This window comes from Enterobacter sp. Acro-832 (assembly GCF_011752745.1).
GTDB classification, from domain to species: Bacteria; Pseudomonadota; Gammaproteobacteria; order Enterobacterales; family Enterobacteriaceae; genus Enterobacter; species Enterobacter quasiroggenkampii.
The window spans coordinates 432,247-458,968 of the sequence record NZ_VWWX01000003.1 but is presented as its reverse complement, the minus strand read 5'-3'; the positions used below and the strand labels follow the sequence as shown (position 1 = coordinate 458,968).

Sequence of the window (26,722 nt, the reverse complement as noted above, 5' to 3'; positions counted from 1 at the left end):
CGTTTTATCGCGAGTCTATGCAAAAATGATATGGACAGTTCTCTGCTTTCAGGTGCCCTATGCCCGCCGTCAATTTACGCCATATCGAGATTTTCCACGCCGTGATGACCACCGGCAATCTCACCGAAGCCGCACAGATGTTGCATACCTCGCAACCGACGGTAAGCCGCGAGCTGGCCCGCTTCGAGAAAGTGCTGGGGCTGAAGCTGTTCGAACGCACCCGGGGCAGGCTTCACCCGACGGTACAGGGGCTACGTCTGTTTGAGGAAGTCCAGCGCTCCTGGTACGGGCTGGACAGAATAGTGAGTGCCGCGGAAAGCCTGCGCGAGTTTCGCCAGGGCGAGCTGTCGATTGTCTGCCTGCCCGTCTTCTCGCAATCCTTTTTGCCGATGCTGCTCCAGCCCTTTCTGGCCCGCTATCCGGAGGTCAGCCTCACCATCGTGCCGCAGGAGTCTCCCCTGCTTGAAGAGTGGCTTTCGGCTCAGCGTCATGATTTAGGGATAACCGAGACCCTCTCCTCCCCAGCGGGCACGGCGCGCACGGAGTTGCTCTCATTAGATGAAGTGTGCGTTCTGCCCGCCGGACATCGGCTTGCCGGTAAGGCGGTACTCACGCCGGAAGATTTCCATGGGGAAAACTATATTAGCCTGTCGCAGACCGACAGTTATCGACAGCTGCTGGATACCCTGTTTGCAGAGCATCAGGTAAAACGGCGAATGGTGGTAGAAACGCACAGCGCGGCCTCGATTTGTGCGATGGTGCGCGCAGGCGTCGGCGTCGCGGTGGTGAATCCGCTTACGGCGCTGGACTATGCGGAAAGTGGAATTGTTGTGCGTCGGTTTAGCGTCTCGGTTCCTTTTACCGTGAGCCTAATCCGCCCATTGCATCGCCCGGCGTCGGCGCTGGTGGAGGCGTTCAGTGAGCATCTGCAAGGAGGGCTAAGTATGTTGACCGACCGGCTGAATAAGATGTTGAATCAGACGCCCCACTAAACAGCGGGCGCCTGAACACTCAGTTAAAACGTTTCGCAATAGCCGCTACACGCTCGCCGAATTTCACCGCGGTTTGCAGATCGCCGCTGGCAATGGCGCCAGCATCAGCATCTGAAGGAGACTGCACCAGTAAACCAACAGAACCGCCCAGATTATTAATGTCCTGACGGGTAGCGGCAAGCGTATTTGACGGCGGTAGCCCCAGACTCACCCAAATCCCACCGTGTTGAGAGGCCAGCGTTTGCAGGTATTGTAACGACACCTGCTTATCACCGTTCAGGCTGGCGCTGTTGCTGAAGCCCGCGAACACTTTGTCCTGCCAGCTACGCACGAACCAGGCTTTAGAGGTCGCATCAGCGAATTTCTTAAACTGCCACGGTACGCTTCCCATGTAGGTTGGCGCGCCAAAAATAATCGCTTTAGCATCGTTGAGTTTTTGCCAGTCGCTTTCCTGAATATCGCCATTGCTGTCAATGGCGATCAGCTCAGCCTGCGCGCCCTCGGCGACTGTTTCTGCAACGCGTTTAGTATGACCGTAGCCAGAATAATAGATAACTACAACGCTCATGATTTATCTCCTGATGCAATATTGCCTTGTGAGTCAAACGATTAAGACGATTTTAAAATTGCTCTGCGAGCCCGTTGCCATTTTCGGTTCCCTGGTATCAAATAGAAACCTTACGTCGTTTTATACACGCAAATATTCACGGGCGTAAGAAGGCACTTTTATCTCACCTGGTTACCTCGAGGGAACCACCATGACCCCTACAGCAGTATTGAAAAAGGAGATGCCTCCTTACAACGTGTTCGATGAGCGCTGCCCGACACGCGGCGTGCTGACGCGTATCGCCGATAAGTGGGCACTGTTAATCCTTGCGCGCCTTGAGAATGGACCGATGCGCTTTAATCATCTTCAACGCGATATTCAGCGAATCACCAAAAAGGTGCTGACCCAGTCTTTACGCAAGCTGGAACGAGATGGGCTGGTGTCGCGAAAGATATTCGCCACGGTACCTGTCACAGTCGAGTACAGCCTGACACCGCTTGGCCAGACGTTAACTGAAACGGTGACGGTGCTGGCGCACTGGGTGGAAAATAATATTGATGCTATTGTGGCGGCGCAATCCGCTTATGACGCCGCCAACATGTAACCAGAACCGGACGCTCAGGACAACATAAACGCCACGGCATCCGCAGCATGAATAGCGGTGGTATCAAATACCGGGAGAGGGCTTCGCTCAACGGGTACCAGCAAACCGATCTCCGTGCAGCCAAAGATCACCCCTTCGGCCCCCTGCTGCGCAAGTTTTTCGATGACGCTGACGTAGAAGGCGCGAGAGCTTTCGCTGAAGGTGCCAAGGCAGAGCTCGTCAAAGATAATCTGATTGATGCGCGCCCGGTCTTCTTCTTCCGGGATCAGACTTTCGATCCCAAACTCGCTGCGCAAGCGCCCGCGGTAGAAATCCTGCTCCATGGTGTAGCGTGTGCCCAGCAGCGCTACGCGGCGCATCCCGGATGCCGCAATTGCGCGCCCGGTCGCGTCAGCGATATGCAGGAACGGCAGCGAGCAGCGGTTCTCAATATGCGACGCCACCTTGTGCATGGTATTGGTACACAGCACTATCCCCTCGGCGCCGGCCCGCTCAAGCCCGAGCGCCGCCTGGGCCAGGATCTCCCCGGCTTTATCCCACTCGCCGCTCGACTGGCAGGCTTCGATTTCATGGAAATCCACGCTGTGCAGGAGCAGGCTTGCGGAGTGCAGACCACCCAGACGCTGCTTCACCCCTTCGTTAATCAGGCGATAATAAGGGATTGTCGATTCCCAGCTCATTCCACCTAACAGGCCGATCGTTTTCATCATCCCTCCTTTTCGTTGATTTCTTCTTTTAACACAACCGATGCCAATAAAAAAAGGCGCTCTGTTCAGCGCCTTGTTAAACCAATATCGGTTATCGCCTGCATACGCTGGAATACGTAAACAGGCAATACGATCACACGCCGATGTTTCGCAGCTTCTCCCCGGCCATCAGCTTGCGCTCGATGTGTTCCAGCGTCACGCCTTTAGTCTCCGGGATCAGCCAGAACGTGATGCCAATAAACGCCACGTTCAGCACCGTATAGAGCCAGAACGTTCCCGCTGCGCCAATCGCGTCCAGCAGCGTCAGGAACGTCGCGCCGATGATCATGTTCGACACCCAGTTGGTGGTCGTGGAGCAGGTGATGCCAAAGTCACGGCATTTAAGCGGCTGGATTTCGGAGCACAGGATCCACACTACGGGCGCGGCGCTCATCGCGTAGCCTGCGATACACATCATGGTCATCCCGACAGAAAGCCAGGAAAGTCCGCTGGAGGCCGTGCCGTTATCAAACTGCATCAGGCAGTAGCCGAGGATCAGCGTGCCGAGCGCCATCACGCTGAAGCCAATTTTCAGCGCCGGTTTGCGGCCCGCCTTGTCCACGGTGAATACGGCAATAAAGGTGGCGAACATGAAGGTCAGCCCGACCACCAGGGTGGCGATCATCTGCTGTTCCGTGGTGGTGAACCCGGCCATTTTGAAAATGCGCGGCGCGTAGTACATGATGATGTTCATGCCGGTGAACTGCTGCATCGCCTGCAGCAGCATGCCGAGGAAGACCGCCCGGCGCACGTTGCGGTTGATTTTAAACAGCGCCCAGCCCCCCTGTTTGAGCTTCAGGCTTTCGCGGATCTCGTTCAGCTCTTCGCGGGCTTTTTCGGAGGTATCGCGCAGCATGCGCAGCACCTCTTCTGCCTCCACGTGGCGCCCTTTTTGCGCCAGCCAGCGCGGGCTGTTCGGCAGGAAAATCACTAAGACAATCAGCACCACCGCTGGCAGCGCCAGCACGCCAAGCATTGCGCGCCAGTTGCCGCTGTAGCTGAAGTACGTGTCAGACAGGAACGCCAGCACAATACCCAGCGTGACCATCAGCTGATACATGCTGATCATCTTCCCGCGCACGTTCTCACTCGCCATTTCGGAGAGATAAAGCGGTGCCGTATAGGAGGCAATCCCCACCGCCACGCCCAGCAGCACGCGGGAAAGCAGCAGAACCTCAACGTTTGCGGCAAACGCGGAGCCAATGGAGCCGGCGACAAACAGAATCGCCCCGGCCATCAGGCTGTATTTGCGTCCCAGACGAAACGAGAGCCAGCCGTTGAACAGCGCGCCGATGGCCGCGCCCAGCATCATGCTGCTCACCACCCACTCCTGCAGGCGGCTGCTCAGGGTAAAGTGATCGGTAATAAACGGTAATGCACCGGCAATGACGCCAATATCCAGTCCAAATAACAGGCCCGCCACGGCAGCGGCAATGGAGACAAACTGGTTCATGCGCCGGGTATCGCGCAGCGCAGCGGGCATTAGGGTAGAGTCATTTATAGATGTCATATTTTTCCTGCCTCAACAGCAAAATTCGTTAAATGAAATTACGAGATAGTGAAGAAAAGTGTCAGGCGGGAATTCGTGAAGATATGGATTATTTCGCTATGGCATCACGATCTGTGATGGACATTACAATTTCAACTAATGCTGAAATCGCAACGTTTTTTATTAATTACCTAATATTTAAGCGATAAAACTGTGATACGCGTCATTTATGAATTTTCAGTATGGATTTTTCATCTTATGTCATATGGATAATGGCAATTTTTAGCCAAAAAAAACCTCCACCCGAGGGCAGAGGTTCGTCATGCAGGTGGAATTAACGTGCCAGCCAGCCGCCATCGACCGCCACGGTGTAGCCGTTGATATAGTCCGATGCCGACGAGGCCAGAAAGACCACCGGCCCCATCAGATCGCGCGGAAGCCCCCAGCGCCCCGCCGGAATGCGGTCGAGGATTTCCGCGCTGCGCTGCTCGTCTGCACGCAGCTGCTGGGTGTTGTTGGTCGCCATGTAACCCGGCGCAATGGCATTCACATTAATATTATGCTTCGCCCACTCGTTTGCCAGCAGGCGGGTCACGCCCATCACGGCGCTTTTGGACGCGGTGTAAGACGGCACGCGGATACCGCCCTGGAACGAGAGCATGGAGGCAATATTCACGATCTTGCCGCCGTTCCCCTGGGCGATAAAGTGCTTTGCCGCCGCCTGGGACATGAAAAATACGCTCTTGATGTTCAAATCCATCACGTCATCCCAGTCGCGTTCGCTGAAGTTGATCGCATCTTCACGGCGAATCAGCCCGGCGTTGTTGACCAGAATGTCGATATGGCCGAATTCCGCCACCGCGCGATCCAGCAGTTCAGGAATGGCATCGATTTTACGCAGGTCGGCGGTCAGGCTCAGGAAACGACGACCCAGCGCCGTCACGCGTTCGATGGTTTCCGTCGGTTCAACGATATTAATCCCGACGATATCGCAGCCCGCTTCCGCCAGGCCTAACGCCATCCCCTGACCCAGCCCGGTGTCACATCCGGAAACCACCGCCACTTTCCCCTGCAGAGAGAATGCATCCAGAATCATGTTTATTCCTTACTCTTTCAGAGCCTGTCACTCACAGGCAGGTTTATGCTTCACTGCCCGCGACTAGCGCAGATCGCTGACCGCAACATGGTCCATATCATCAAAGACCTGGTTTTCGCCCACCATTCCCCAGATAAAGGTGTAGGCTTTTGTCCCAACGCCGGAGTGAATAGACCAGCTCGGTGAAATCACCGCCTGCTCGTTGTGCATCACGATATGGCGCGTTTCCTGCGGCTGTCCCATCATGTGGAACACACAGGCGTCTTCATCCATATTGAAGTAGAAGTAGACTTCCATGCGGCGCTCGTGGGTATGGCACGGCATGGTGTTCCACAGATTCCCTGGCGCAAGCTCGGTCAACCCCATGCTGAGCTGACAGGTCTCCAGCACGTCCGGCACGAAGTATTTATTGATGGTGCGGCGGTTGCTGGTGAGGTTGTCGCCCAGCGTCACGGGCGCGACGTCTGCCGTGGTCACTTTTTTGGTTGGACAGGTGGTGTGAGCCGGCGCGCAGTTGTAGTAAAACTTCGCAGGCTTGCTGGCGTCGATGCTGGCAAAGACCACGTCTTTCGCCCCTTTACCTACGTACAGTGCCTCGCGATGGCCAATCTCATAGCACTGTCCGTCTACGGTGATGGTGCCCGGTCCGCCGATGTTAATCACCCCCAGCTCGCGACGCTCGAGGAAATAATTCACGCCCAGCTGTTTACCGACCTCGCCGCCCACGGAGACGGTTTTCGTGACGGGCATAATGCCGCCCACAATAATGCGGTCGATATGGCTGTAAACCATGGTGTACCTGTCGGCCTCGAATATCTGCTCGACTAAAAATGCCTTGCGCAGCCCCTGAGTATCCAGCGTTTTGGCGTGCGCGCTGTGGATGCTTTCTCTGACGTCCACGGTAACCTCCAGATGTGGTCATGCCCGAAGGCGGGAAGTAAAACGAAACAGCGTTCCGTTTTTCATAATAAGCACATACTATCGGCATAAAGTGAGCTTTTCAATTACATTTAAAACAACGTTTCATTTTTTATTTTTGTTTATAACGGAAATGATGTTCGGATCACAATTAAACCGACGGGAGAAAAAGGGCACAAAAAAACCTCCCGGAGGAGGTCTTTTCAATAAGGAAAGGTTAGCGTTCGATGGCCAGCGCCACCCCTTGCCCGCCGCCGATACAAAGCGTGGCAATCCCTTTGCGGGCATTGCGCTTTTTCATTTCGTGGACCAGCGAAACCAGGATCCGGCAGCCGGACGCCCCAATCGGGTGCCCCAGCGCGATCGCCCCACCGTTCACGTTAACCCGCAGCGGATCCCACTCCAGCATTTTTCCGACGGAGATCGCCTGCGCAGCATAGGCTTCGTTCACTTCGATCAGATCCACATCAGAAAGCTGCCACCCCGCACGCTCCAGACAGCGACGGGTGGCGTAGACCGGCGCGATCCCCATTAGCGCAGGATCAACCCCCACGCTGGCGAATGCCTTAATGCGGGCCAGCACGGGAAGATCGAGTTCGAGGGCTTTGCTTTCGCTCATCATCATGACGGCGGCAGCGCCGTCGTTAATGGAAGAGGCGTTTCCCGCCGTCACCGAGCCCTGCATTTCAAAAGCAGGATTCAGCCTGGCCAGCCCTTCAGCGCTGGCGTCGGTGCGCGGCTGTTCATCGGTATCCACAACCATCACCTCGCCGTTCTGACGCAGCGCGCTGACCGGGACAATTTCGTCGCGAAAACGACCGGAATCAATCGCCGCACGCGCTTTTTGCTGCGAGCTCAGCGCATAGGCATCCTGCACCTCACGGCTGATACCGTACTCGCGCGCCAGATTTTCCGCCGTCACGCCCATATGATAGTCATTGAAGGCATCCCACAGGCCGTCATGCACCAGGCTGTCGAGCAGCTGACTGTTGCCCAGCTGTGCGCCGGTGCGGCTGTCGGTCAACACGTGCGGCGCACGGCTCATATTCTCCTGCCCGCCCGCAATGATCACGTCCGCCTCACCACACTGGATGGCCTGCGTCGCGAGATGCAGCGCTTTTAATCCTGAACCACAGACGTCGTTGATGGTGATAGCGGAGACGGTATTGGGCAGCCCGCCCTTCAGCGCCGCCTGACGCGCAGGGTTTTGCCCGGCACCGGCCGTGAGGACCTGTCCCAGAATCACCTCGTCAACTTCATGTGCTGCGATCCCGCTACGTTCCACGAGCGCTTTCACCACCACGCTCCCCAGGTCAACCGCCGAGTGACGCGCAAGCGCTCCCTGAAAACAGCCGATAGCTGTACGCAACGCACCCACTATTACGACATCTTTCATCACGACCTCTGTGTTAAATGACATGACGATAGTAGAGGATTGTTACTGGCAATTATCTTAATTGTTTAAAAATAGTGAGTTTAATCACAAGGATCAGCGTGCATCCTGCAGATACTGTCGCAGCCAGCTTCCGGCAACACCGGGAGGGGATCGTTTATTCCACAGCAGATCGATGCCGATCGCCCGCGGCCAGCCGGGAACATTGAGCTGTACCAGGGATTTCGCGGCGGCAAACTCATCCACCAGCGCGCACGGCAAGACGCACCAGCCAAATCCCTGTACCGCCATACTCAAGAGTAACAGGTAATTCGGGGCTGACCAGACGGGCCCGCGCGCGATCTCCGCCTCGCGCTCAAGATAGGTGCTCAGCCGCAGCTCTCGCCAGCCGTGCAGCTCGTCACGCTGAACATCATGTTGTCCGGCGAGCGGATGCGTGGTCGCGACATAGATCGCCATGCGGGTCTGCATCGGCAGCCGGATAGCGCCGATATCCGTAGGATAACCGTCTCGCGCCTCGGTGAGGCCAATCTGCGCGCGCTCCTTTTGCAGCAGATCGATCACGTCCTCCTCCTCGCCAATCAGACATTCGAATTCCGTATGGGGAAAGCGCGCGTCAAACTGTTTCATCATCTCTTCCAGCACGTCCGGGTTGAGGGTATCGGAAAGGACAAACGTCAGACGCGCCTCCGTTTGCGCCGATAGCGACACCGCCAGCTCATCCAGCCGCGTGCTGGCGGCGAGAATAGCCTGCACATAGCCCAGCACCTGTTCCCCCTGGGCCGTTAACACCGGCTGGCGTGCCGAGCGGTCAAACAGCTCAAAGCCCAGATCGGCTTCAAGATGGGCAATGGACGTGCTGACCGTCGACTGGCTTTTACGCAGCCGGCGTGCAGCCGCAGAGAAAGAGCCTGCCGCAACGGTCTCGACAAACGCGGTAAGGGCTTCGGGTGAATAGCGCATAACCTATCTACTTTAGCGATGGATACTATCTTTAATATATCAGCTTTAGCGATGAAAATAGGCCACATCAACGCCCATACCGGCGAATTAACGAGGTCTATCGCTATGCAACATCAGGATGCACTCCAACGTAAACTGCCGGAGCGGATCTTTCATGCAGTTTGTTTTGAAGGAATTGCGACGGCGATCCTCGCCCCTACGGCGGCGTGGCTCATGCAGCGTTCCGTGGTGGAAATGGGTGGGTTGACCATTATTCTGGCGACCACCGCCATGCTGTGGAACATTATTTATAACTTCGGCTTCGACCGTTTCTGGCCCGTTCAGCGCGTCAAACGTACGGCAAAAGTGCGTGCGTTGCATGCGCTGGGGTTCGAATGCGGGTTTATTGTGATTGGCGTGTCGATTGTCGCCGCCGTGCTGGGCGTCACCCTGCTGCAGGCATTCACACTGGAAATAGGTTTCTTCCTGTTCTTCCTGCCGTACACCATGTTCTATAACTGGGCGTACGATTGCCTCCGCGAGAAATTTCTTAAGCGCCGCCAGCAACGACGTGCCCTGGCAGGCTAAACGCCTTCTGGCCGGACGTCCGTTCCGGCCAAACGCCTTCGAAGCAACTGCGCTCTCCGTGCATAACTATGGTAAATTGCACTCCATTCTGATGGTTTGATAGTTGATACGTTGCTCTAATGTCGAAAATTTGGTCAAAAGATGAGACTCTCTGGAGTTTCGCTCTCTACGGCACGGCCGTGGGCGCAGGAACGCTCTTCCTGCCCATTCAGCTGGGCTCCGCAGGCGCAATCGTCCTGTTTATTACCGCCCTCGTGGCCTATCCCTTAACCTACTGGCCGCACAAAGCGCTGGCGCAATTTATCCTCTCGTCGAAAACGAAAGGCAACGAAGGGATCACCGGCGCCGTTTCGCACTATTACGGCCGGAAGATCGGCAACCTGATCACCACGCTCTATTTCATCGCCTTCTTTGTGGTGGTGCAGATTTATGCGGTGGCCATCACCAACTCGTTAACCGAGCAACTGGGAAAACACCTGACGGTGGATACCGCTGTTCGCGTGCTGGTCAGCCTGGGCGTGGTGCTGGTCCTGAATCTGATCTTCCTGATGGGACGGCATATCACGATAAAAGTGATGGGCTTCCTGGTGTTTCCGCTGATTGCCTATTTCCTGTTTGTCTCGCTCTATCTGATCGGCAGCTGGCAACCCTCGCTGCTGACCAGCCAGATGGCCGTCGATCGCCACACGCTGCACCAGGTCTGGATTTCGATTCCGGTGATGGTGTTTGCGTTCAGCCATACCCCGATTATCTCCACGTTTGCCGTTGACCGTCGCGAGAAATTTGGCGACGGCGCCATGGATAAATGCAAGAAAATCATGAAGGTGGCGTATCTGATTATCTGCCTGAGCGTGCTGTTCTTTGTCTTCAGCTGCCTGCTCTCTATTCCGCCGTCGTACATTGTGGCCGCCAAAGAGGAAGGGGTGACGATCCTGTCCGCGCTGTCGATGATGCCTTCTTCACCGGCGTGGCTGGGAATTTCCGGGATTGTCGTGGCGATAATTGCGATGTCGAAATCGTTCCTCGGCACCTATTTTGGGGTGATTGAAGGGGCGACGGAGATCGTGAAGTCGTCGCTGAATCAGGTGGGGGTGAAAAAGAGCCGCGCCTTTAACCGCGCGATTTCCATTATGGGGGTGTCGTTAATCACCTTTGCCGTCTGCTGCATTAACCCGAACGCCATTTCGATGATTTACGCCATCAGCGGCCCGCTTATCGCCATGATCCTGTTTATCATGCCGACGCTGTCGACGTATCTGATCCCCTCCCTGAAACCGTACCGTTCCATTGGCAACCTGCTGACGCTGATCGTCGGGGTGCTGTGCGTGTCGGTGATGTTTGTCGGCTAATTCCCTTTCCTGCCCGGCGCGCTGCCGGGCAGGCCATCCACTCCCGGCCTCCTGCTTACAGCGGAAAAGGCCTGTCCTGCACCACCGTTTTCATGACAAGCGTTGAGCGAAGATGCTGCACGCCGGGCATGGCGGAGAGCTTCTCGTCGTAAAGCTTCTGGAAAGCGGAAAGGTCGCGGGTCACGACGTGCATCAGATAATCAGGATCGCCAAACAGGCGCTGGGCCAGCACGATCTGCGGGATCTCTTCCACCGCCTCTTCAAACGCGCTGACCGCCTTGCGGTCACCCTCTTTCAGCGTCGCGAACACTATCGCCAGGAAATTAAACCCCATTTTGGCGGGGTCGAGGCTGGCACGATATCCCGTTATGGCCCCGCTTTGCTCCAGCGCCCGCACGCGACGATGGCACGGCGAAAGGCTCAGATTCACCCGCTCAGCCAGTTCGGTAAGCGACAGGCGGCCGTCAGACTGCAGCTCAGCAAGAATTTTTCTATCGATGCTATCCATGTGGAAGATTTTCTCATTTTCACCGTGTTATGAGCATAACATTGAAAGCCTATTTCGCAGTGTTAGCGATATTCTTTTTCGCAACGTATAACGCACTGCGGGAGTATTTCAGGACGATGGAAATGAGTATTGTGGCCGGCTTTTGGGTGGTTTCGTTTCTGCTCATCATGACCCCGGGGGCCGACTGGGCCTACGCTATTAGCGCCGGAATTAATGGACGCCGCGTGGTCCCGGCGGTGATGGGGCTGATGTCCGGGCATCTGCTAGCCACATTGATTGTGGTGGCAGGCGTGGGGGTATTGATTGCTCAACATCCGCTGGCGTTAGCCGGGCTGACCGTGGCGGGGGCCGCGTATCTCCTGTGGCTCGGCATCGGACTGTTGCGTCACCCTGCCGCCCCGGAAAAGGCCAGCCACCACGCGGGAAACTGGCGACAGTGGGCGGTGAAAGGGCTCTGTATTAGCGGCCTTAACCCGAAGGTTTTTTTGCTGTTCCTGGCCCTGCTCCCGCAGTTTACAGACCCAACCGGAAGCTGGTCGATAGCGATGCAGATGTCCGCGCTTGGGATGATGCACCTTATTACCTGTACCCTGGTCTATCTGCTGGTGGGGTATGGTTCGAAAGCGGTGCTGGCGACCCGGCCACAGGCGGCGCGTCGGGTGAGCATGGCATCTGGAGGGATAATGGTGCTGATCGCGATGGTATTGCTGCTTGAGCAGGTAAGATAAAAAAACACCGGCCATCGCCGGTGTTATTTACGCCCGAATATCGTCATATTCCCGCGTTTTATCAAACTCATGTTTCGCGAACGGGCACAGCGGAATAATTTTGCGGTTCTCACCGCGCATCTTCTCCACCACTTTCGCCACCAGCTGTTTACCGACGCCCTGCCCTTTCAGGCTCTCATCCACATCGGTGTGCTCGATAATGCTCAGGTGCTCGCCGGTCGGCACGAAGACAATCTCCGCGACCTGGTTGCCGTTCGCATCATTCACGTAAAACTTGTTATGGCCTTCCAGAATATCCATGGTTCCTCGCTTATTTTTGGCGATACTTCAGCGCACCGCTCGGGCAGGTATCAATCACGCGGACAACCGTTTCAACGTCCACTTCATCGGGAATAATCCACGGTTTACGTTTCAGATTAAACAGCTTTGCGCTGCCACGCACGCAGTTACCGGAGTGTTTGCAGATCCCGGTGTTGAAGTAAACGTCAATTTTCTCGCCGGTATAGGCCCGGTAACCCGCATCCAGTAGCTCTTTATCCATGACATTGCCTCTGTAATTATTATCGTGCTGAATGAAGAATAGCCTGACGGGATCCTGATGGCTATAACGCCGAAAACGAAAAGCCAGGTCACAACTCTTTTCTTGCCAGATTGCGTCCGCTATTTGCCCATGTCAGGCTCGGCAAATGTCACTTTTACATAACATCCGCAGGTTGAATGAAACGCAGACTCTCTTTTCAGGTAAAGCTATTTTTAGCGCTGGTGTGCTTCTCCTGCCTGCTGTTAGTTCTGCTGGGAACGATCCTGTTTCATTTTATTGACCGGCAGCTCCATCACGATCTCGGCCAGCGTGCCCGGGTTCAGGCCAGCCAGATCGCGCTGATGCCGGGTCTGGCGGCAAAGGTGGCGGCCAGAGATATCCCCGGCATCGCCCGGTTAATCCAGCCGCTGCGCGCCGAAAGCGATGCCAGCTACATTGTGATTGGCGATACCGAGGAACAGCACCTCTATCATTCGGAATCCCCGGAGCGGATTAATTTACCGATGATCGGCGGAGATAATGCGGAGGTATTAAAGGGCAAAACCATTATTTCCGTGCGCCAGGGCGGGATTGGGGTTTCACTGCGCAGCAAAGCGCCGATCTTTAACGCACAGCACCAGGTGATTGGTATTGTCTCGGTCGGCTATCTGACCTCCTATATTGCCAATATTAATGCCCGCATTCTCTGGCAGTCCGGGCTGTACGGCGCGGCTCTTCTGCTGCTGCTGTTTATGTTCTCCTGGCTGTTTACCCGCAATCTCAAAAAACAGATGTTCCGACTGGAGCCGAAAGATATCGCTCAGCTGGTTTTGCAGCAGCGCGCGCTATTAGAAGCCATGTATGAAGGGGTATTTGCCGTCAATGAAGAGAAGCAGCTGATTTTAATTAACCGCGCCGCACGAGAAATGCTGGATATCCGGCAAAGTGAGAAAGCGCTTATCGGCAAACCGCTGGAAGACGTTCTGCAGACGTCGCCGGGCTTTTTATCCCAGCGCTACGCCTCGGTGAGCGCTGGCCGCCACGACCAGATTGCCGTGCTGAACCAGCGCGAGGTGATCGTCAACCGGGTGGCGATTGAGGTCGAACCCGGCGTTGAAAGCGGCTGGGTCTACAGCTTTCGCGACAAAAATGACATCAACACCCTCAGCAGCCAGCTCAGTCAGATCAAGCGCTATGCCGATAACCTGCGCATTATGCGCCACGAGCAGCTGAACTGGACCGCCACGCTGGTGGGCTTGCTGCAGATGAAACACTATGACGAAGCGATTCGTTACATCCAGGTGCAGTCCGAAGGCGCGCAGCGGGTGCTGGACTTTGTCTCCGCCCGTTTTTCCTCTCCCGCGCTGTGTGGGCTGCTGTTAGGAAAATACGTCAGCGCGCGCGAAAAAGGCATCGAGCTGCTGTTTGATCCCGCTTGCCAGCTCACCCGCATGCCTGCCACGCTCAACGAAACGGAGCTGATGTCCATTATTGGTAACCTGCTGGATAACGCGGTAGACGCGACCCTTAAGGCACCGGTCCCCGCGCCGGTGGAACTCTACATTTCTGACCGTAACCAGGAGCTGCTGATCGAGGTGGCCGACCGGGGCTGTGGGGTGGAGGATGCGATGAAGCCGCATATTTTCCGCCAGGGATTCAGCAGCAAACCGGAACGTGAAAACGACATTGTGGGCACCGAGCACGGTATTGGCCTGTATCTGGTGGCAGGATATATCGATAAGGCTGGCGGCAGTATTGAGATTGCCGACAACACGCCACAAGGGACTATTTTTTCTGTGTTTATTCCGAATGGGCTAAAGCATGACCCGAGCACTTGATGTTGTGATCGTTGAAGATGAGCCGCACCTGGCGGAGCTGCATCGCGAGTATATCGAGCAGAATTTTCATTTACGCGTGGTGGGTATCGCCGCGTCGATTGAGCAGGCATGCAGCCTGATTCGTCAGCATCAGCCGCGGCTAATCCTGCTGGACAACTATCTTCCGGACGGTAAAGGCGTGGAGCTCATCGATAACCCGCTGCTGAAAAGCTATGAGTGTTCGGTGATCTTCATCACCGCCGCCAGCGATATGCAGACCTGCAGCCACGCCATGCGCAGCGGCGCGTTTGATTACCTCATCAAGCCCGTCTTTTTCCAGCGCCTGCACGCCTCGCTGGAGCGGTTTATGCGCTTCATCCACACCGTGCAGCAGGTGAAGGTGGTCGACCAGCATGCGCTGGATCGCCTGTTTCATCTGCCTGCCGCGGAAGCCTCCGTTACGCCGTCCACAAAGGGCATTGAGCCCCAGACGCTGGAGCGGATTAAACGCCTGTTCGCCGAGCATCCCGACAGCGCGATGTCGGTTGAGGAGGTGGTGGAAAACGTGGGGATCAGCAAAACCACGGGGCGCCGCTATCTCGAATACTGCGTGGAAAGCGGGTTAATCAGCGTTGAAATGCTGTACGGCAATATTGGTCATCCTCGCCGGTTATACCGCAAAGCCCCCGATAAACCGTGATCCGCAACCGTTCGTTGGCTAACGTTCGCGGATTTTATGGTGTTAATTGCTGAAACGACGGCGACAATCACACTTCGGAATCATTGCCCTCGCCTCCCTATTGTCGGAGGCGCGCTTTACGCTATGTTGACAATTAGTTCCTCAAATGTAACTAAAAGGTTAACTATAATGTCGAACACGTTCCGAATTTCTCTGCTTACCGCTACCGTACTGTTCTCTGCTTCTGCACTGTCTTCCCTGCCGCAGGGTTATCCTGCTGAGTATCAAAAAGTGGTTGATGCCGCCACGAAAGAGGGCAAGGTTGTCATCTATTCCACCACCGACATCAAAGCTGCCGGCCCGCTGATCCAGGGCTTCGAAAAAACCTACCCGGGCATTAAAGTCGAATACAACGACATGAACAGCACCGAGCTGTACAACCGTTTCATCAGCGAACAGGCTTCCGGCGGCGTGAGCGGCGACGTGGTCTGGAGCTCCTCGATGGACACCGGCCTGAAGCTCGCCACCGACTACGCCATGGAGTACAAATCTCCGGAGCAAAGCCAGCTGCCGAAATGGGCGGTCTGGAAAGATAAGGCCTACGGCACCACCTATGAGCCGGTGGTCTTTATCTACAACAAGCGTCTGATCCCGGCTGGCGACGTGCCGGATTCTCACGCCGCGCTGGCGAAGCTGATTGCCAGCCAGACGGACAAATTCAAGAACAAAGTCACCACCTACGATATCGAAAAATCGGGTCTGGGCTTTATGCTCTCGGTGCAGGATCACAACGCCGATCCGAACTACTTTAAGACCCTGGCCGACGTCGCCAAAGGGGGCCTGTCGGTGCAGTCGTCTACCGGCACCATGATGGAGCGCGTCTCCTCCGGTGAAAACCTGATCGGCTTCAACATCCTCGGTTCCTATGCGGAAGCGCGTGCGAAGAACGATCCGTCACTCGGCATTGCCTATCCGAAAGATTACACCCTGGTGCTGTCGCGCGTGTCGTTCATCAGCCAGCAATCGCAAAACAGCAATGCCGCGAAGCTGTGGCTGGACTACGTGCTCTCTGAACAAGGGCAAAACATTCTGGCCAATCAGGCGGACATCCCCTCCATTCGTAACGATATCGAAGGCAAGAACGATATCGACGGCCTGACCAAAATCCTCGGCAACGCGCTGAAGCCGATCCCGGTTGATCAAACGCTGCTGGAATACCTGCAGCCGAAAAAACGCCTCGAGTACATCAAAGAGTGGCGTACCGCCGCCGCTAAATAAGCGTCTGAGCGCGGCGCTGGCCGCCGCGCTCCCTTATCGACTGAGTTCGTTTTTCTGGGCTGCAACACCAGGGATACCCCATGAATACATTACGCAGAAAGTGGCAAAGCCTGCCGCGAGGCATCGTCGTGCTGATAACCGCCCTGGTTATCTACACGCCGCTGTCGTTTATCGTGATCCAGAGCTTCCTGTCCGCGCCGTTCTTTTCGCCGTCAAAAGAGTGGAGCTTTGAATCATTTGATTTTATTTTCACCGACCCCGATTTTTATAAGGCCCTGAAAAGCGGCTTTATTCTGGCTTTCGGGCTGGTCTTTATCTCTATCCCGCTGGGCGGCGTGCTGGCGTTTCTGATGGTGCGTACCGACCTGCCCGGTCGCCGGCTGATTGAGCCGCTGATCCTGGTCCCGATTTTCGTGTCACCGATGGTGCTGGGCTTCGGCTACGTGGTGGCCGCCGGTCCGGTGGGCTTTCTCTCCCAGTGGGCCGAGGCGCTGATTGGCTTTGTGCCGTGGAACATCTACGACATGTCGAGCATTGTGGTCATTGCCGGCCTGACGCACGTCCCGCACGCCTATCTGTATATCTCGTCAGCGCTGCGCAGCGTGGGCTCCGACGTGGAAGAAGCCGCGCGCACCGCGGGCGCGTCGCCCTGGCAGGTGATGACCTCCGTCAGCCTGCCGATGGTACGCCCGTCCATTCTGTACGCCACCGTGCTGCTGTTCTTCCTCGGGCTGGAAGTGTTCGGCCTGATGCTGGTCCTCGGCGACCCGGAAGGCAACATGGTGCTGGCGACCTATCTCTATAAGCTGACGAACAAGATGGGTACCCCATCCTATAACCTGATGGCGGCGGTTGCTGTGGTGCTGATCTGCATCACCATCCCGCTGGTGATGCTCCAGCGTCGCCTGATGCGCACCGCCAACCGCTTCGTCACCATGAAGGGCAAGGCCTCGCAGGCCCGCGCGCTACCGCTGGGTAAATGGCGCTGGGTGGCTGGCGCGGTGATTGCCTTCTGGCTCACCGTCACCATCGGCGTTCCGCTGCTCGGCGTGGTGCTGCGCGCGTTTATCTCCAACTGGGGCGTGGGCGTTTCGCTGTGGGACGAGCTTTCTCTGAACACCTTCCGCACCATCTGGGCGCAGCCCAACCTGCTGCGCGCCATCGTCAACTCCATGGCGATTGGCGTCATTGGCGGCGCGCTGGCCGTGGTGTGCTACCTGTTTGTCGGCATTGCCATGCACCGTAAGCCGGACAACACCACGCGTTTCCTGGACTACAGCGTGCTGGTGCCGCGCGCCGTGCCTGGCCTGCTGGCGGGTCTGGCCTTCCTGTGGGTGTTCCTGTTCCTGCCGATGTGGCTGGATAACTCGCTGAAATCCGGCTGGCTTTCCGGGTTTGCCTGGACCGACTGGATGCGCGAAAACGTCATCGTCTGGCTGCGTTCGCTGCGCAGCACCATTTTCAGCGTCTGGCTGGCCTATACCGTGGTGTGGATGGCTTACGGGCTGAGGCTTATCTCTTCCACGCTGCTGCAGGTAGGGCCGGAGCTTGAAGAAGCCGCGCGCAGCACCGGGGCAACGCGCGGGCAGATCACCCGCCACGTCACTATTCCGCTCTCCCGCTACGGTCTGATCGGTTCGTGGCTGCTGATGTTCCTGATCTTTGAACGCGAATACTCAACGGGTGTGTACCTGCTTTCACCCGGCACGGAGACCATCGGCTCGATGCTGGTTTCCCTCTGGGCCGCGGGTGCCATTGATATCGTGGCGGCGCTCTCTTTCATTAACATCCTGCTTGTCGTGGTAGGTCTGGGCATTGCCCTTCGTTTCGGAGTGAAAATACATGATTGAATTAGCGGTTGACGATCTGCACTTAACCTACGGCGACAATCCTGTTTTAAAAGGTGTCTCCATGAACCTGAAGCGCGGCGAAGTGGTCTCCTTGTTAGGCCCCTCCGGCAGCGGCAAAACCACCCTGCTCCGCGCCGTCGCGGGTCTGGAAAAACCGACCCAGGGCTCGATTGTGATTGGCAACAATAAAGTTTACGACGGCACGCCGCGCAGTGAGGTCCCGGCGGAAGAGCGTAACCTGGGGCTGGTATTCCAGTCCTACGCCCTGTGGCCGCACAAAACCGTGTTTGAGAACGTGGCCTATCCGCTCAAGCTGCGCAAAGTCCCGGCCAAAGAGATCCAGCAGCGCGTGCAGGACGTGCTGGACCAGCTTGGTCTGGGCCATCTTGGCAAACGTCACCCGCACCAGCTCTCCGGTGGGCAGCAGCAGCGCGTGGCGATTGGCCGCGCGCTGGTGTACAACCCGCCGGTGATTTTGCTGGACGAGCCGCTTTCCAACCTCGACGCCAAGCTGCGCGAAGAGGCCCGCGTGTTCCTGCGCGAGCTGATTATCAAGCTCGGGCTGTCCGCGTTGATGGTGACGCACGACCAGAACGAAGCGATGTCCATTTCCGACCGTATCCTGCTGCTCAACAACGGCAAAATTGAGCAACAGGGCACGCCGCAGGAGATGTACGGCTCGCCGAAGACGCTATTTACCGCCGAGTTTATGGGCAGCAACAACCGCCTGCACGGCAAGGTCACCGAAGTGCGCGACGGCAGAGCGCGTATCGAAGGCAAAGGCTGGGTGCTGTGGGGCCAGGCGGGCGAAGGGGTACAGAGCGGTAATGACGCCACGGCGGTGATCCGCGTCGAGCGCGTCGCGGTGGTCGAGGGGCCAGGGGAAAATCAGCTTGAGCTGCCGCTGCTCACCAGCATGTATCTCGGCGACCGCTGGGAATACCTGTTCCGCACGGTGGGGGATGATTTTGTCATTCGTGCGTATGGGCATGAGGTTCGGGATCCGCAGCACTGCCATCTTTCGCTGCCGGAGAAGCATGTTTGGGTGTTCCCGAAAGGGTGAGTGTGAGAGGAAAAGGCTGCGGGATGCGGCCTTTTTTGTTGGTGTATTATGAGTGCACGCAATCTATCTTATGTTAAATTTATTGTTTTTATTACACATCATTCCCTCAATCACCATCAGAATGATCAAATCCTACTTGATTAACTCTCTTGTTCATTGAGTAATCCATACAGCTTCCAATGGACGTACCGAATAATAAGCCAATGCCTATATAGAGTGTTCGGCCCTGATGCAGAAGATATTCAGGGATATGCACAACTTACATCTCCCAAGAACGACCGCTGAACAAATCCGTAAAGGGACCAGTGTGGCGCGCGGGCATCTTAAAACCGGTGATTTGGTATTTTTCCGTTCAGGAGTGACTCAGCGCCATGTGGGGGTATACCTCGGAGAGGACAGGTTCATGCATGCTTCAGCCAGTGAGGGGTCACGATTTCATCGCTGCGTAACCCGTACTGGGACAAACGCTATCTGGCAACCAGAAGAGTGATGGTCTGAAGTCAGCAAACCGGGCGACAGGCCTGTTACCTGACATGTGACATGGACGGTCAGTGGTGCTGCGCCCCTTCAGACACAGTATTTGCATTGGGGGATGCCATACCTTTCCGGACATCTCTTTTTCTCCGCTGAGATCCGAAAAGGAGCCACACTCGGAACCTGCCGGGCGCAGCGGATGATGAATGAACGCAACTGCAGTCAGGGAATGGCGACAGAATTATCCGCACCGATGGTGAGTACTGTCTGCCCCTCCTTCACGATGCGGATAAACTCATTTTTTTCGAGGATCCTGATTAACCTGCTGATACCTTTACCACCACGTGAAACTTTAATCTGTGCCTTAATTTTTTCCGGGGCTATGTAGCTGTTCAGACCGTCCACCGAGCACAGGGCATAGAACCGAAGACTGGATGAATGATTCAGGAAATTAGCTTTCCGGTCGGGACTCATCCAGCCAATCATTTCAATCATGTCGTCATAATGTTTCCTGAGCAGGCTGCAGCTCGCCTGGGCGCCATAAACAGGATTGTTGTAATCCGGCTTATTTGTGGCTGGATCATCATAGTGAAATTTCCACATAGCTTCATGGTGGGACAGGCGATTGCGCAGGTCCTTGATCCTGAAAAATGCATCACATATTTTCTCCCTGTCCCATCCGGGCGGCGCATGTGGAAAAACGACGTGAGTCAGATGAGGCCACAACAGATTATGGCTCTGGCCTGGTGTATTTTCATAGTGGCGCGTCAGGAGCTGCGTCCAGAATCCAAATGAAAGCCCCGAAATAACGCGCCCGGGAGTCAGCGTTTTGTTCAGCCGTGCAATCTCGGACTTGGCATTATCCACCATCGTCTCCACGGAAATTTTTCGGGCGATGATCCGTTTCCCGTGCGCATCAAGTGCAAAACCATGGACGTCCCGTGCTTCACCTCTGCGAGCCAGCCTGTAACGTTCATTAGCCCGCCGGAAAGTGCGGTTTCCCATATAGCGAGGGAGTGTAAAAATCCAGTTGTGGTTTGTTTCGTAAAGGCCGGTAGCCGCAGGCGGGGGAAAACTTCGGATCCCCGTGTCGATGGCATTACGTAACGTGATTTCCAGGCACTGGAGTGCAGGCAGCATAGCGCCCGCGAGAGCCTTGTTCCAGTGGTATGCTGCCATGACCTGGTCGGGCTTCACTTTCAGGTGTTTTTCATAGATATCCAGCCTGTCGCTGGTGATCAGTTGCTGAGCCGTCATATTTCTTTCCTGAAAAACCGTTGACACACGTGGCGTGTGTATGGCGTAATAGCCCCATCAAAGCGGAGTCGCCTTGCAAAAGGTCTCACGCGGCAATAGTAGTCCGGAAAAGCCACCTTCAGGGTGGCTTTTCTCGTTTCAGAGCCCGTCCACGGGCTCAAGTTTCATCGCGGCACGGATGGCGTTAATGTCGCTGTAAAACTTCTCGGCACCGGCCAGATAAAAAATCTCCCCGAAGACCCGGTTAATCGTCCCCGCATCCCGGCTGGCAATTTCATTAAAAAGTGAAAATGTCAGGGACAGGCCCCGGGGAATATAGGCGAAGTGGCTGTGCAGCACCTGGCTTGCCCGCAGGTGCAGCCAGGGCATGTTCCTCATCATGACCTGCTGTAAATCATCATGCGTGCCCAGCTTCAGCAGCATCCTGTACCTGTGATTGCTGGCGGTGATCATCTCATTCTCAAACCAGTGGTCTGCGACTTTTACACCGTACTGCCTGCCAAGCTCCTCATCCATCAGGCTGACAAGCGGACTGGTCCGGCTGAAGTTCTTGATCAGGTCCTCAAACTCCTGTGTCAGCAGCTCTTTCAGAAAATCGCTTTTGGACTTCCCGGCGATGCTGGCTTGCACCGTAATCATAGCATCAACATCAAGCGGGATATTTCGCACCGTAAGCGTTGCTGTTTTGTTTACGTCTGGTTCCTGTTCCTGAAATGTCATAATGATGCCCTGTGATGCTGAAGCAGTGATATACCTTAATCCTGACGCACATAATCTCAAATGAATCATTAAATGTCAAATGAATCACAATCATTAATTTGCATCACAAGGCGCCGTGTGACTTTTCGTGACGATCTGTCATTGTGATGCAGATCCGAAAAATACCAAAGCCGGAAGTACTGACTATCTGGAACGCCCTTAATTCAGGGCGTCAGAGATAGATATTATTTACTGAGTAGGCTGAGTGCCGTTTGAATTGCAGCAGGAAGGGATGGTAACGCACCGGCCACGGTCACGACATTTGCCACATCCCCAAGCAGAGAGGATATTCTGTCGCCAAACTGGCTTCCTGAACCTGATTTAATCTCCTGTTTGTACTCAGGATCAATGACGGCAAGTCCCAGGGTGGACTGAACGGCATCCATGACGGGTTCGATACCAGAAATACTGTACGATTCCAGCGCTTCCTGAATCTGAAATAGTTGCCTGAGGAGCATGGTTTTCATCGTGAGAGGGAGTTCAGCACTGCGTATCTCCCCGCGAAGTTCTGTAATTCTTACTAGCAGTGATTCGATTTCGTCTGTAGCAATGCCTGCGTGAGTACCCCGTGTTTCAAAAACATCAGACAACAGGCTCAGCTCGGACAGGGTTCTTTCATCTATGTGGTTTCGAAACGTATCCCAGCGCCCATTCAAAGACTGTGAGGTAAATGCACTTTCGACCTGACCTCTCCAGTAGGTAGATTTATTCCTGAGTGAAGAAAAATGGTCTTCCCTCACCTGTTCTATTCGCTCCGGAAGTTCCATGACTCGTGCCAGCCGGGAAAGCAACTGATGCTCAGACAGATTCTGTGCCAGCAGTAATGTTTTCCAGACTTCACGACATGAAGCTGAGGCCTGATGACGTTTGCCTTGTTCAAGGATGTCGAGCAGTCGCAGAGCCGGGTTGTCAATTTTCAGTTCACTCATAACTTAATTCCTTTCATTTTTCTATTTAACCCAGTCTTCCAGCACCAGACCCGGCACCCGCTCAAACTCTCTCACATTATTGGTCACCAGCACGGCGCCGGCGGCGATGGCGTGTCCGGCAATCGCCGTGTCGTTCGGGCCTATCGGCGTCCCGGCGAGGCGCAGCGCCACCTTTATCTCCGTGGTCGCATCCACCGCAGCGCGGTCCCAGGGCAGGATGGCATCGAGGCGGGTGCAGAACGCGTCAACCAGCTCAATGTGGCGCGGCGAGGCCTTCGGGCCGGTGGCGCCGAAGCTCATCTCGGAGTAGGTGATGGCCGAAACCACAATGCGGTGACCGCGCAGCACAGCCTGCTCCAGACGCTTCAGCACGGCTTCCGGCTGCTCGCGCATGATGAACGAGCAGATGTTCGTGTCGAGCATATAGATCTTGTTCACAGGTTAAATCGTCCTTCGTCGCTGACAACATCCTCGCGCTCCGCCATAAAGTCCGGGTCTGCTTTTTCCAGCTGCGCGAACGAGCCCCAGGTCGGCCGGACGGGACGCAAAATAATGCTGTCCCCTTCCCGGACGATCTCCAGCTCGCTCACCCCCTCAAAATCCAGATCGCGGGGCAGACGAATGGCGCGGTTATTGCCGTTTTTAAAAATGGATACGGTTCTCATCATTTCCTCCTGGCCGACCGGCCTGTATGACTATGTTCAGTATATGCAGATGCAAAGCATATGTATAGTTATAGCATATGCAGATGTTAGGCATATGGATATGTTTAACATATGTTGTATTTTCTCTTTTTTCCGGTCAGATCCGAAAAAAGTAAATTCGGATCTCAATGAAATCGCGTGGAATTTGAGCAATATCCATTACCCTTCATCTTCAACGTGCTATCTATAAAGGTTGATACATCTCACTTAGTCCGGAGGTTGTTATGAGCGTCAAAATCACAGGTTTAGACAAAATGCAGAAACAGCTAAAAGAGGTTGAGAGAGCAACAGAGGCATTCAGTTTACACCCCTCCTCATTTCAAGCCGGAAAAAAATTTCTTAGCAAAAACAATGAAAAACCGTCCATTTCTAGGCCTGTAAGAGCCTCTCAGAGGGGGGCCGTGCTATCGGTGTGTCAGTCACAGTTGTGTGGAGATAACGCCGCTACGGGATTCTGGTGAAGCGTAGAAGGGATTGGCGGGAATGCATACGCTGGTGTGGAAAAAGGTACGTATCCGTGACCTGCTAGGGCGGGAAAATTTCGCCTAATGATGGTAGGCCTTCAGCCCGTTGTGGTAACGTCGCCGTAGTAGCCTTATCACTGCTGATGAAGAGAAAAATGCACTTTCCTCGTGTTTGGTTCGCTGGCAGCTTCAAAGGGCTAAAACCTGAAATTGTGTGATGACCAGACAAACTCATCCAAAATCCTTGAACAAGAGGACTCACCTCAACTCCTCCGAATGCTTTCCTTCTGTTGATGAAATCGCTGTTGTGTACCCAGCTTCGCGTCAACGTTCCGAAAAGCAATACCCGACTATTCCAGTCAAGTACTTATAAGAACCATTATGTTAAATAGAACAGAAAACGAACAGTAAAATGCTCTGTTGTGGCAAATTTTCCATGTTGTGATGGCCTATGGGATTAAATGGTGAAGTGCATTGCTGGGAGTGTCGGCTGTAGGATATTTGGTGAACATTCTGGTTTTTTACGGAGGGTCTGGGCTGGCGGTCTAACAGATCACCAAAAGTTCCGTGCCTGATTATTTTAAGCACCAGAGACGAATACTCAATCGTGTGTTTTTCACATAGTTACCAGTAACATGAATCCACATACTCAAAACCATGTTGAAGAAATCAGCACTCGATCAAATTTTGAATTTTTTTTCTTAATTATTGACATATCTTCCAGGCCTTACGGTACGAGGACTTAGCCTTTTTTACCCTTTCGCAGCCTTAACTTAACGTCAAAATAAACCCTTGTGCACAAAAGAATCATCTCTAAAATATCGACTATGTGGGGCCGCCATTGATTGACCACCCCCACATGTAGTGCTGCGCCTGAATTTTAGGCATAAAAAAACCGGATTCATTTGCATGAACCCGGCTTACAAAGCATGACCAATACGAGTCGCCAAACCCGTATGAATCTTAGCCTTGCCTTCATTTCTGACGGCTTGATTGTGCCAGGCAAAGAGGATCATGTAAACCATAAAATGACGCTCATAAGGAGCATTGCATGACCATTTGTAAACTGTCACACCGTTACAATACTCTTTTCATCAGCTTACCTCACGATCAAGGTGGTGAAGGTCGCCATAAATGTTGCGGCTGCGCTTACGATCAGGGTTACCGTGCAGGCTTGGCTCGCACAGGGCAAGTTTGGGTAGACTTAGCCGCCTTACCTGATAGCCAGGCGGGAACCGTTCGCCACAAAAGTCCTCAGGCAGCGTTTGCTGATGGTTATCGTGATGGTGTGCGTGAATCCTACCGTCACGCTGGTTAATGTAGACTGAAGGGGCTTCATTGCCCCTTCCTTTTCAAGGGATAAAACGCCCCAATTTTTTGTAAGATTGACTTTTTCGGATTTAGAGCAATTCCGACGAACAAGAGTTAGAGGGCGGGAAGAGGCTGTGTACTTACGAAAACAGCATATACTTGTTCATATTGGTGACTAGATCACAAACCAGTCCTTATATCCGAACGTTCGATGCAGCAGACAATCAAAATAATTCCTAATATTTGCTAATGGGGTGCCCTACAAATCATTTCCTTTAGATTTTTGAAGCGTTCTTTAATTATTCTTCCATTCTCGGCTAAACGATTCGCTTCAAACGCAGTGAATTGAGCAATATTTTCTATTTCTTCGCGGCTGATGCTCATAAAATTCTCATCAAGTTTAGAGAGCATATTTGTGACACCTTGTCTACTTTGTGTAAAGAAACCAAGGTTATCTCTGACACCCTTAAGAAGTTCCTTCTTACCATAAGGGTTCATATTTGTACTCATTTCTATAGACTTGATAAGTTCTTCCGTATCACTACATATTCCACGATAAACCAGTTCAACTTCACGAAGTTCTTTCACTGTATCAATTTTCATTTTTCTTAAGGACTCATGCTCAGCATTTTTCCTTTATCGATAGGTGTTATACAGAGCAGTTATGCTGACAATAAGAGCAATGAAGGAGAGTAGAGCGCTAAAGATAGACAGTAATTCTTTTGACATTTTTCACTCCAAATTTATCAGTCTCGAAATTAACCTCTAAATTTTTGATAACAACGTCTATCAATCTCTTCTGCTAATCTTGTATGCATCTCTCCATAGCTTAATCGTTCCATATCTGAAGATATTTTCCAACCACAACCTTTGAAATTACACTTGATAATAGGATATGGAACATAGTTATAGTAATCAACGCTGGAGTGTTGGCTTAGAAGGCCTCCACATTTAGGGCATCTCATGTGAAGATTTCTTAACGAGTATCCGCGATCTCCTAATGCTTTAATCCATTCCCAAGAAACTATCATTTCATAAATATTATCCGAAGTATAATGCAAAAAACTGCCCTCTTGTCCTGTAGGTTTCGCTGCAATACGACGGCGCATTACAAATCCGACAGTAGGTAAAATTGCCAATAATAAGATCGATAAAATGAGGAGCATCCATAAGGGCATTGTTACTGGGAAGGTAAGGATGTCCATTAACCAATGGAAGAACTGCTTAATGTAATTCCATAGCCACACAACGACGGCGATCCCACTTCCGCCAGTGACAAGTGCAACGATAACGCCCGATATGCTGTCTTTGCTAAGGTCTTTCAACCATGCCATAGAAATTCTTCTTATTAAGCTATTCTTTATGCTCAATTTTACAGCGAACCAGATTTTTGACAATAGAAGCCATAAAGCCCCGTTAGTGGTACAAGCAACAAGCGGAGCATAGCGACTGCATCAGGCCAACCTGGTTGGTTTCGCTTTGCGAAAGTCACCAGTGACCTAATCAGATTGTCAGAGGGATCACACCTTATGAGGGTGCTCGTGTACCTTTCGGAGCGTGAGCGAAGCGCTGGAAGGGCCTGCATATCGTTTGCAGGTACGTTTCACCTGTTTACGTGGCTCATAGGGCCACACATCGGGCTTAAATGCGTATGATCAACCTGTTCGGGAGTTATGCCAGATATGCGGCTTTTTGTTCGTTGTTTTGCTGTCGCGGT

At 53.9% G+C, this 26,722-nt stretch carries 27 protein-coding genes and 1 pseudogene; 11 read left to right on the top strand and 17 right to left on the bottom strand.

Annotated features, from left to right (window positions below):
• Positions 1-59: 59 nt before the first annotated feature.
• Complete coding sequence (locus F3J31_RS13660) at positions 60-992, top strand: LysR family transcriptional regulator (RefSeq protein WP_069720001.1); 933 nt, start codon at positions 60-62, stop codon at positions 990-992.
• Positions 993-1,011: 19 nt separating this feature from the next.
• Here F3J31_RS13660 and F3J31_RS13655 read toward each other — a convergent pair whose 3' ends face one another.
• Positions 1,012-1,563 (bottom strand): flavodoxin family protein, encoded by a 552-nt coding sequence (locus tag F3J31_RS13655; RefSeq protein ID WP_173647440.1) that lies wholly within the window; start codon positions 1,561-1,563, stop codon positions 1,012-1,014.
• 187 nt (positions 1,564-1,750) lie between these two features.
• Here F3J31_RS13655 and F3J31_RS13650 point away from each other — a divergent pair, with 187 nt between their 5' ends.
• The gene (locus tag F3J31_RS13650) at positions 1,751-2,143 is read left to right on the top strand and encodes a helix-turn-helix domain-containing protein (RefSeq protein ID WP_126534001.1); all 393 of its coding nucleotides are present in this window, start codon (positions 1,751-1,753) and stop codon (positions 2,141-2,143) included.
• Between the two features lie 14 nt (positions 2,144-2,157).
• Here F3J31_RS13650 and F3J31_RS13645 read toward each other — a convergent pair whose 3' ends face one another.
• The 6 genes from F3J31_RS13645 to F3J31_RS13620 all read right to left on the bottom strand — a co-directional run bounded on the left by F3J31_RS13645 (position 2,158) and on the right by F3J31_RS13620 (position 8,748).
• On the bottom strand, positions 2,158-2,850 hold the full coding sequence (locus tag F3J31_RS13645; protein WP_167213893.1) for an aspartate/glutamate racemase: 693 nt from the start codon (positions 2,848-2,850) through the stop codon (positions 2,158-2,160).
• Positions 2,851-2,983: 133 nt separating this feature from the next.
• The gene (locus tag F3J31_RS13640; protein ID WP_045909900.1) at positions 2,984-4,399 is read right to left on the bottom strand and encodes a sugar porter family MFS transporter; all 1,416 of its coding nucleotides are present in this window, start codon (positions 4,397-4,399) and stop codon (positions 2,984-2,986) included.
• Between the two features lie 313 nt (positions 4,400-4,712).
• Positions 4,713-5,474: a 2-dehydro-3-deoxy-D-gluconate 5-dehydrogenase KduD gene (gene kduD, locus F3J31_RS13635; protein ID WP_048224726.1), complete on the bottom strand. Its 762-nt coding sequence runs from the start codon at positions 5,472-5,474 to the stop codon at positions 4,713-4,715.
• A gap of 63 nt (positions 5,475-5,537) precedes the next feature.
• Positions 5,538-6,374, bottom strand: a complete 837-nt coding sequence (kduI, locus tag F3J31_RS13630) for a 5-dehydro-4-deoxy-D-glucuronate isomerase (protein WP_045909902.1) — start codon at positions 6,372-6,374, stop codon at positions 5,538-5,540.
• Positions 6,375-6,609: 235 nt separating this feature from the next.
• Positions 6,610-7,788 carry an acetyl-CoA C-acetyltransferase gene (locus F3J31_RS13625; protein ID WP_045415627.1) on the bottom strand — a complete coding sequence of 393 codons (1,179 nt, stop codon included), beginning with the start codon at positions 7,786-7,788 and terminating at the stop codon, positions 6,610-6,612.
• Positions 7,789-7,881: 93 nt separating this feature from the next.
• A complete protein-coding gene (locus F3J31_RS13620; protein WP_045909903.1) occupies positions 7,882-8,748 on the bottom strand; it encodes a LysR family transcriptional regulator in 867 nt (288 codons plus the stop codon).
• Between the two features lie 105 nt (positions 8,749-8,853).
• Between F3J31_RS13620 and F3J31_RS13615 the strand changes: the two genes are divergently transcribed.
• Positions 8,854-9,315, top strand: coding sequence for a multidrug/biocide efflux PACE transporter (locus F3J31_RS13615; RefSeq protein WP_023333288.1), 462 nt, complete (start codon positions 8,854-8,856; stop codon positions 9,313-9,315).
• Positions 9,316-9,434: 119 nt separating this feature from the next.
• Positions 9,435-10,664: an amino acid permease gene (locus tag F3J31_RS13610; protein ID WP_045909904.1), complete on the top strand. Its 1,230-nt coding sequence runs from the start codon at positions 9,435-9,437 to the stop codon at positions 10,662-10,664.
• Between the two features lie 55 nt (positions 10,665-10,719).
• Here the strand turns inward: F3J31_RS13610 and F3J31_RS13605 are convergent, their stop codons facing one another.
• Positions 10,720-11,172 (bottom strand): Lrp/AsnC family transcriptional regulator, encoded by a 453-nt coding sequence (locus F3J31_RS13605; protein WP_021242030.1) that lies wholly within the window; start codon positions 11,170-11,172, stop codon positions 10,720-10,722.
• A 116-nt stretch (positions 11,173-11,288) separates the two neighbouring features.
• On the opposite strand from F3J31_RS13605, the gene F3J31_RS13600 reads away from it, so the two are divergent.
• Entirely contained in the window at positions 11,289-11,900 is a 612-nt protein-coding gene (locus F3J31_RS13600) for a LysE family translocator (protein WP_167213618.1), read from the top strand.
• 27 nt (positions 11,901-11,927) lie between these two features.
• Here F3J31_RS13600 and F3J31_RS13595 read toward each other — a convergent pair whose 3' ends face one another.
• Together F3J31_RS13595 and yjdI are read right to left on the bottom strand one after the other, a co-directional pair.
• Complete coding sequence (locus tag F3J31_RS13595) at positions 11,928-12,200, bottom strand: GNAT family N-acetyltransferase (RefSeq protein WP_008499687.1); 273 nt, start codon at positions 12,198-12,200, stop codon at positions 11,928-11,930.
• Positions 12,201-12,210: 10 nt separating this feature from the next.
• Positions 12,211-12,441, bottom strand: a complete 231-nt coding sequence (yjdI, locus tag F3J31_RS13590) for a 4Fe-4S mono-cluster protein YjdI (protein ID WP_008499689.1) — start codon at positions 12,439-12,441, stop codon at positions 12,211-12,213.
• A 176-nt stretch (positions 12,442-12,617) separates the two neighbouring features.
• Between yjdI and F3J31_RS13585 the strand changes: the two genes are divergently transcribed.
• The 5 genes from F3J31_RS13585 (at position 12,618) to F3J31_RS13565 (ending at position 19,107) form a co-directional block, all read left to right on the top strand.
• Positions 12,618-14,258: a sensor histidine kinase gene (locus tag F3J31_RS13585; RefSeq protein ID WP_167213615.1), complete on the top strand. Its 1,641-nt coding sequence runs from the start codon at positions 12,618-12,620 to the stop codon at positions 14,256-14,258.
• Entirely contained in the window at positions 14,242-14,937 is a 696-nt protein-coding gene (locus F3J31_RS13580) for a response regulator (RefSeq protein WP_023326016.1), read from the top strand. The genes F3J31_RS13585 and F3J31_RS13580 overlap by 17 nt, the downstream gene beginning before the upstream one ends.
• 168 nt (positions 14,938-15,105) lie before the next feature.
• The gene (locus tag F3J31_RS13575) at positions 15,106-16,194 is read left to right on the top strand and encodes an ABC transporter substrate-binding protein (RefSeq protein WP_167213611.1); all 1,089 of its coding nucleotides are present in this window, start codon (positions 15,106-15,108) and stop codon (positions 16,192-16,194) included.
• Between the two features lie 80 nt (positions 16,195-16,274).
• Complete coding sequence (locus F3J31_RS13570; RefSeq protein ID WP_023294491.1) at positions 16,275-18,044, top strand: iron ABC transporter permease; 1,770 nt, start codon at positions 16,275-16,277, stop codon at positions 18,042-18,044.
• Positions 18,037-19,107: an ABC transporter ATP-binding protein gene (locus tag F3J31_RS13565; RefSeq protein WP_039265500.1), complete on the top strand. Its 1,071-nt coding sequence runs from the start codon at positions 18,037-18,039 to the stop codon at positions 19,105-19,107. Before F3J31_RS13570 ends, F3J31_RS13565 begins: the two co-directional genes overlap by 8 nt.
• 696 nt (positions 19,108-19,803) lie before the next feature.
• Here the strand turns inward: F3J31_RS13565 and F3J31_RS13555 are convergent.
• The 5 genes from F3J31_RS13555 to vapB all read right to left on the bottom strand — a co-directional run bounded on the left by F3J31_RS13555 (position 19,804) and on the right by vapB (position 23,191).
• Positions 19,804-20,838 carry an Abi family protein gene (locus F3J31_RS13555; RefSeq protein WP_063622396.1) on the bottom strand — a complete coding sequence of 345 codons (1,035 nt, stop codon included), beginning with the start codon at positions 20,836-20,838 and terminating at the stop codon, positions 19,804-19,806.
• Between the two features lie 138 nt (positions 20,839-20,976).
• Complete coding sequence (locus tag F3J31_RS13550; protein ID WP_063622397.1) at positions 20,977-21,558, bottom strand: hypothetical protein; 582 nt, start codon at positions 21,556-21,558, stop codon at positions 20,977-20,979.
• 224 nt (positions 21,559-21,782) lie between these two features.
• Positions 21,783-22,526: a hypothetical protein gene (locus F3J31_RS13545; protein ID WP_167213606.1), complete on the bottom strand. Its 744-nt coding sequence runs from the start codon at positions 22,524-22,526 to the stop codon at positions 21,783-21,785.
• 21 nt (positions 22,527-22,547) lie between these two features.
• A complete protein-coding gene (locus F3J31_RS13540) occupies positions 22,548-22,964 on the bottom strand; it encodes a type II toxin-antitoxin system VapC family toxin (protein WP_167213603.1) in 417 nt (138 codons plus the stop codon).
• Positions 22,961-23,191 (bottom strand): type II toxin-antitoxin system VapB family antitoxin, encoded by a 231-nt coding sequence (vapB, locus tag F3J31_RS13535; RefSeq protein ID WP_021312767.1) that lies wholly within the window; start codon positions 23,189-23,191, stop codon positions 22,961-22,963. The genes F3J31_RS13540 and vapB overlap by 4 nt, the downstream gene beginning before the upstream one ends.
• Between vapB and F3J31_RS13530 the strand changes: the two are divergent.
• Positions 23,148-23,351, top strand: a pseudogene (locus F3J31_RS13530) (hypothetical protein); the annotation flags it as partial. The gene vapB and the pseudogene F3J31_RS13530 sit on opposite strands and share 44 nt — an antisense overlap.
• Positions 23,352-25,251: 1,900 nt before the next feature.
• Here F3J31_RS13530 and F3J31_RS13525 read toward each other — a convergent pair.
• Positions 25,252-25,608 (bottom strand): hypothetical protein, encoded by a 357-nt coding sequence (locus tag F3J31_RS13525; protein ID WP_063622400.1) that lies wholly within the window; start codon positions 25,606-25,608, stop codon positions 25,252-25,254.
• 155 nt (positions 25,609-25,763) lie between these two features.
• Entirely contained in the window at positions 25,764-26,339 is a 576-nt protein-coding gene (locus tag F3J31_RS13520; RefSeq protein ID WP_154818063.1) for a hypothetical protein, read from the bottom strand.
• Between the last annotated feature and the right edge of the window lie 383 nt (positions 26,340-26,722).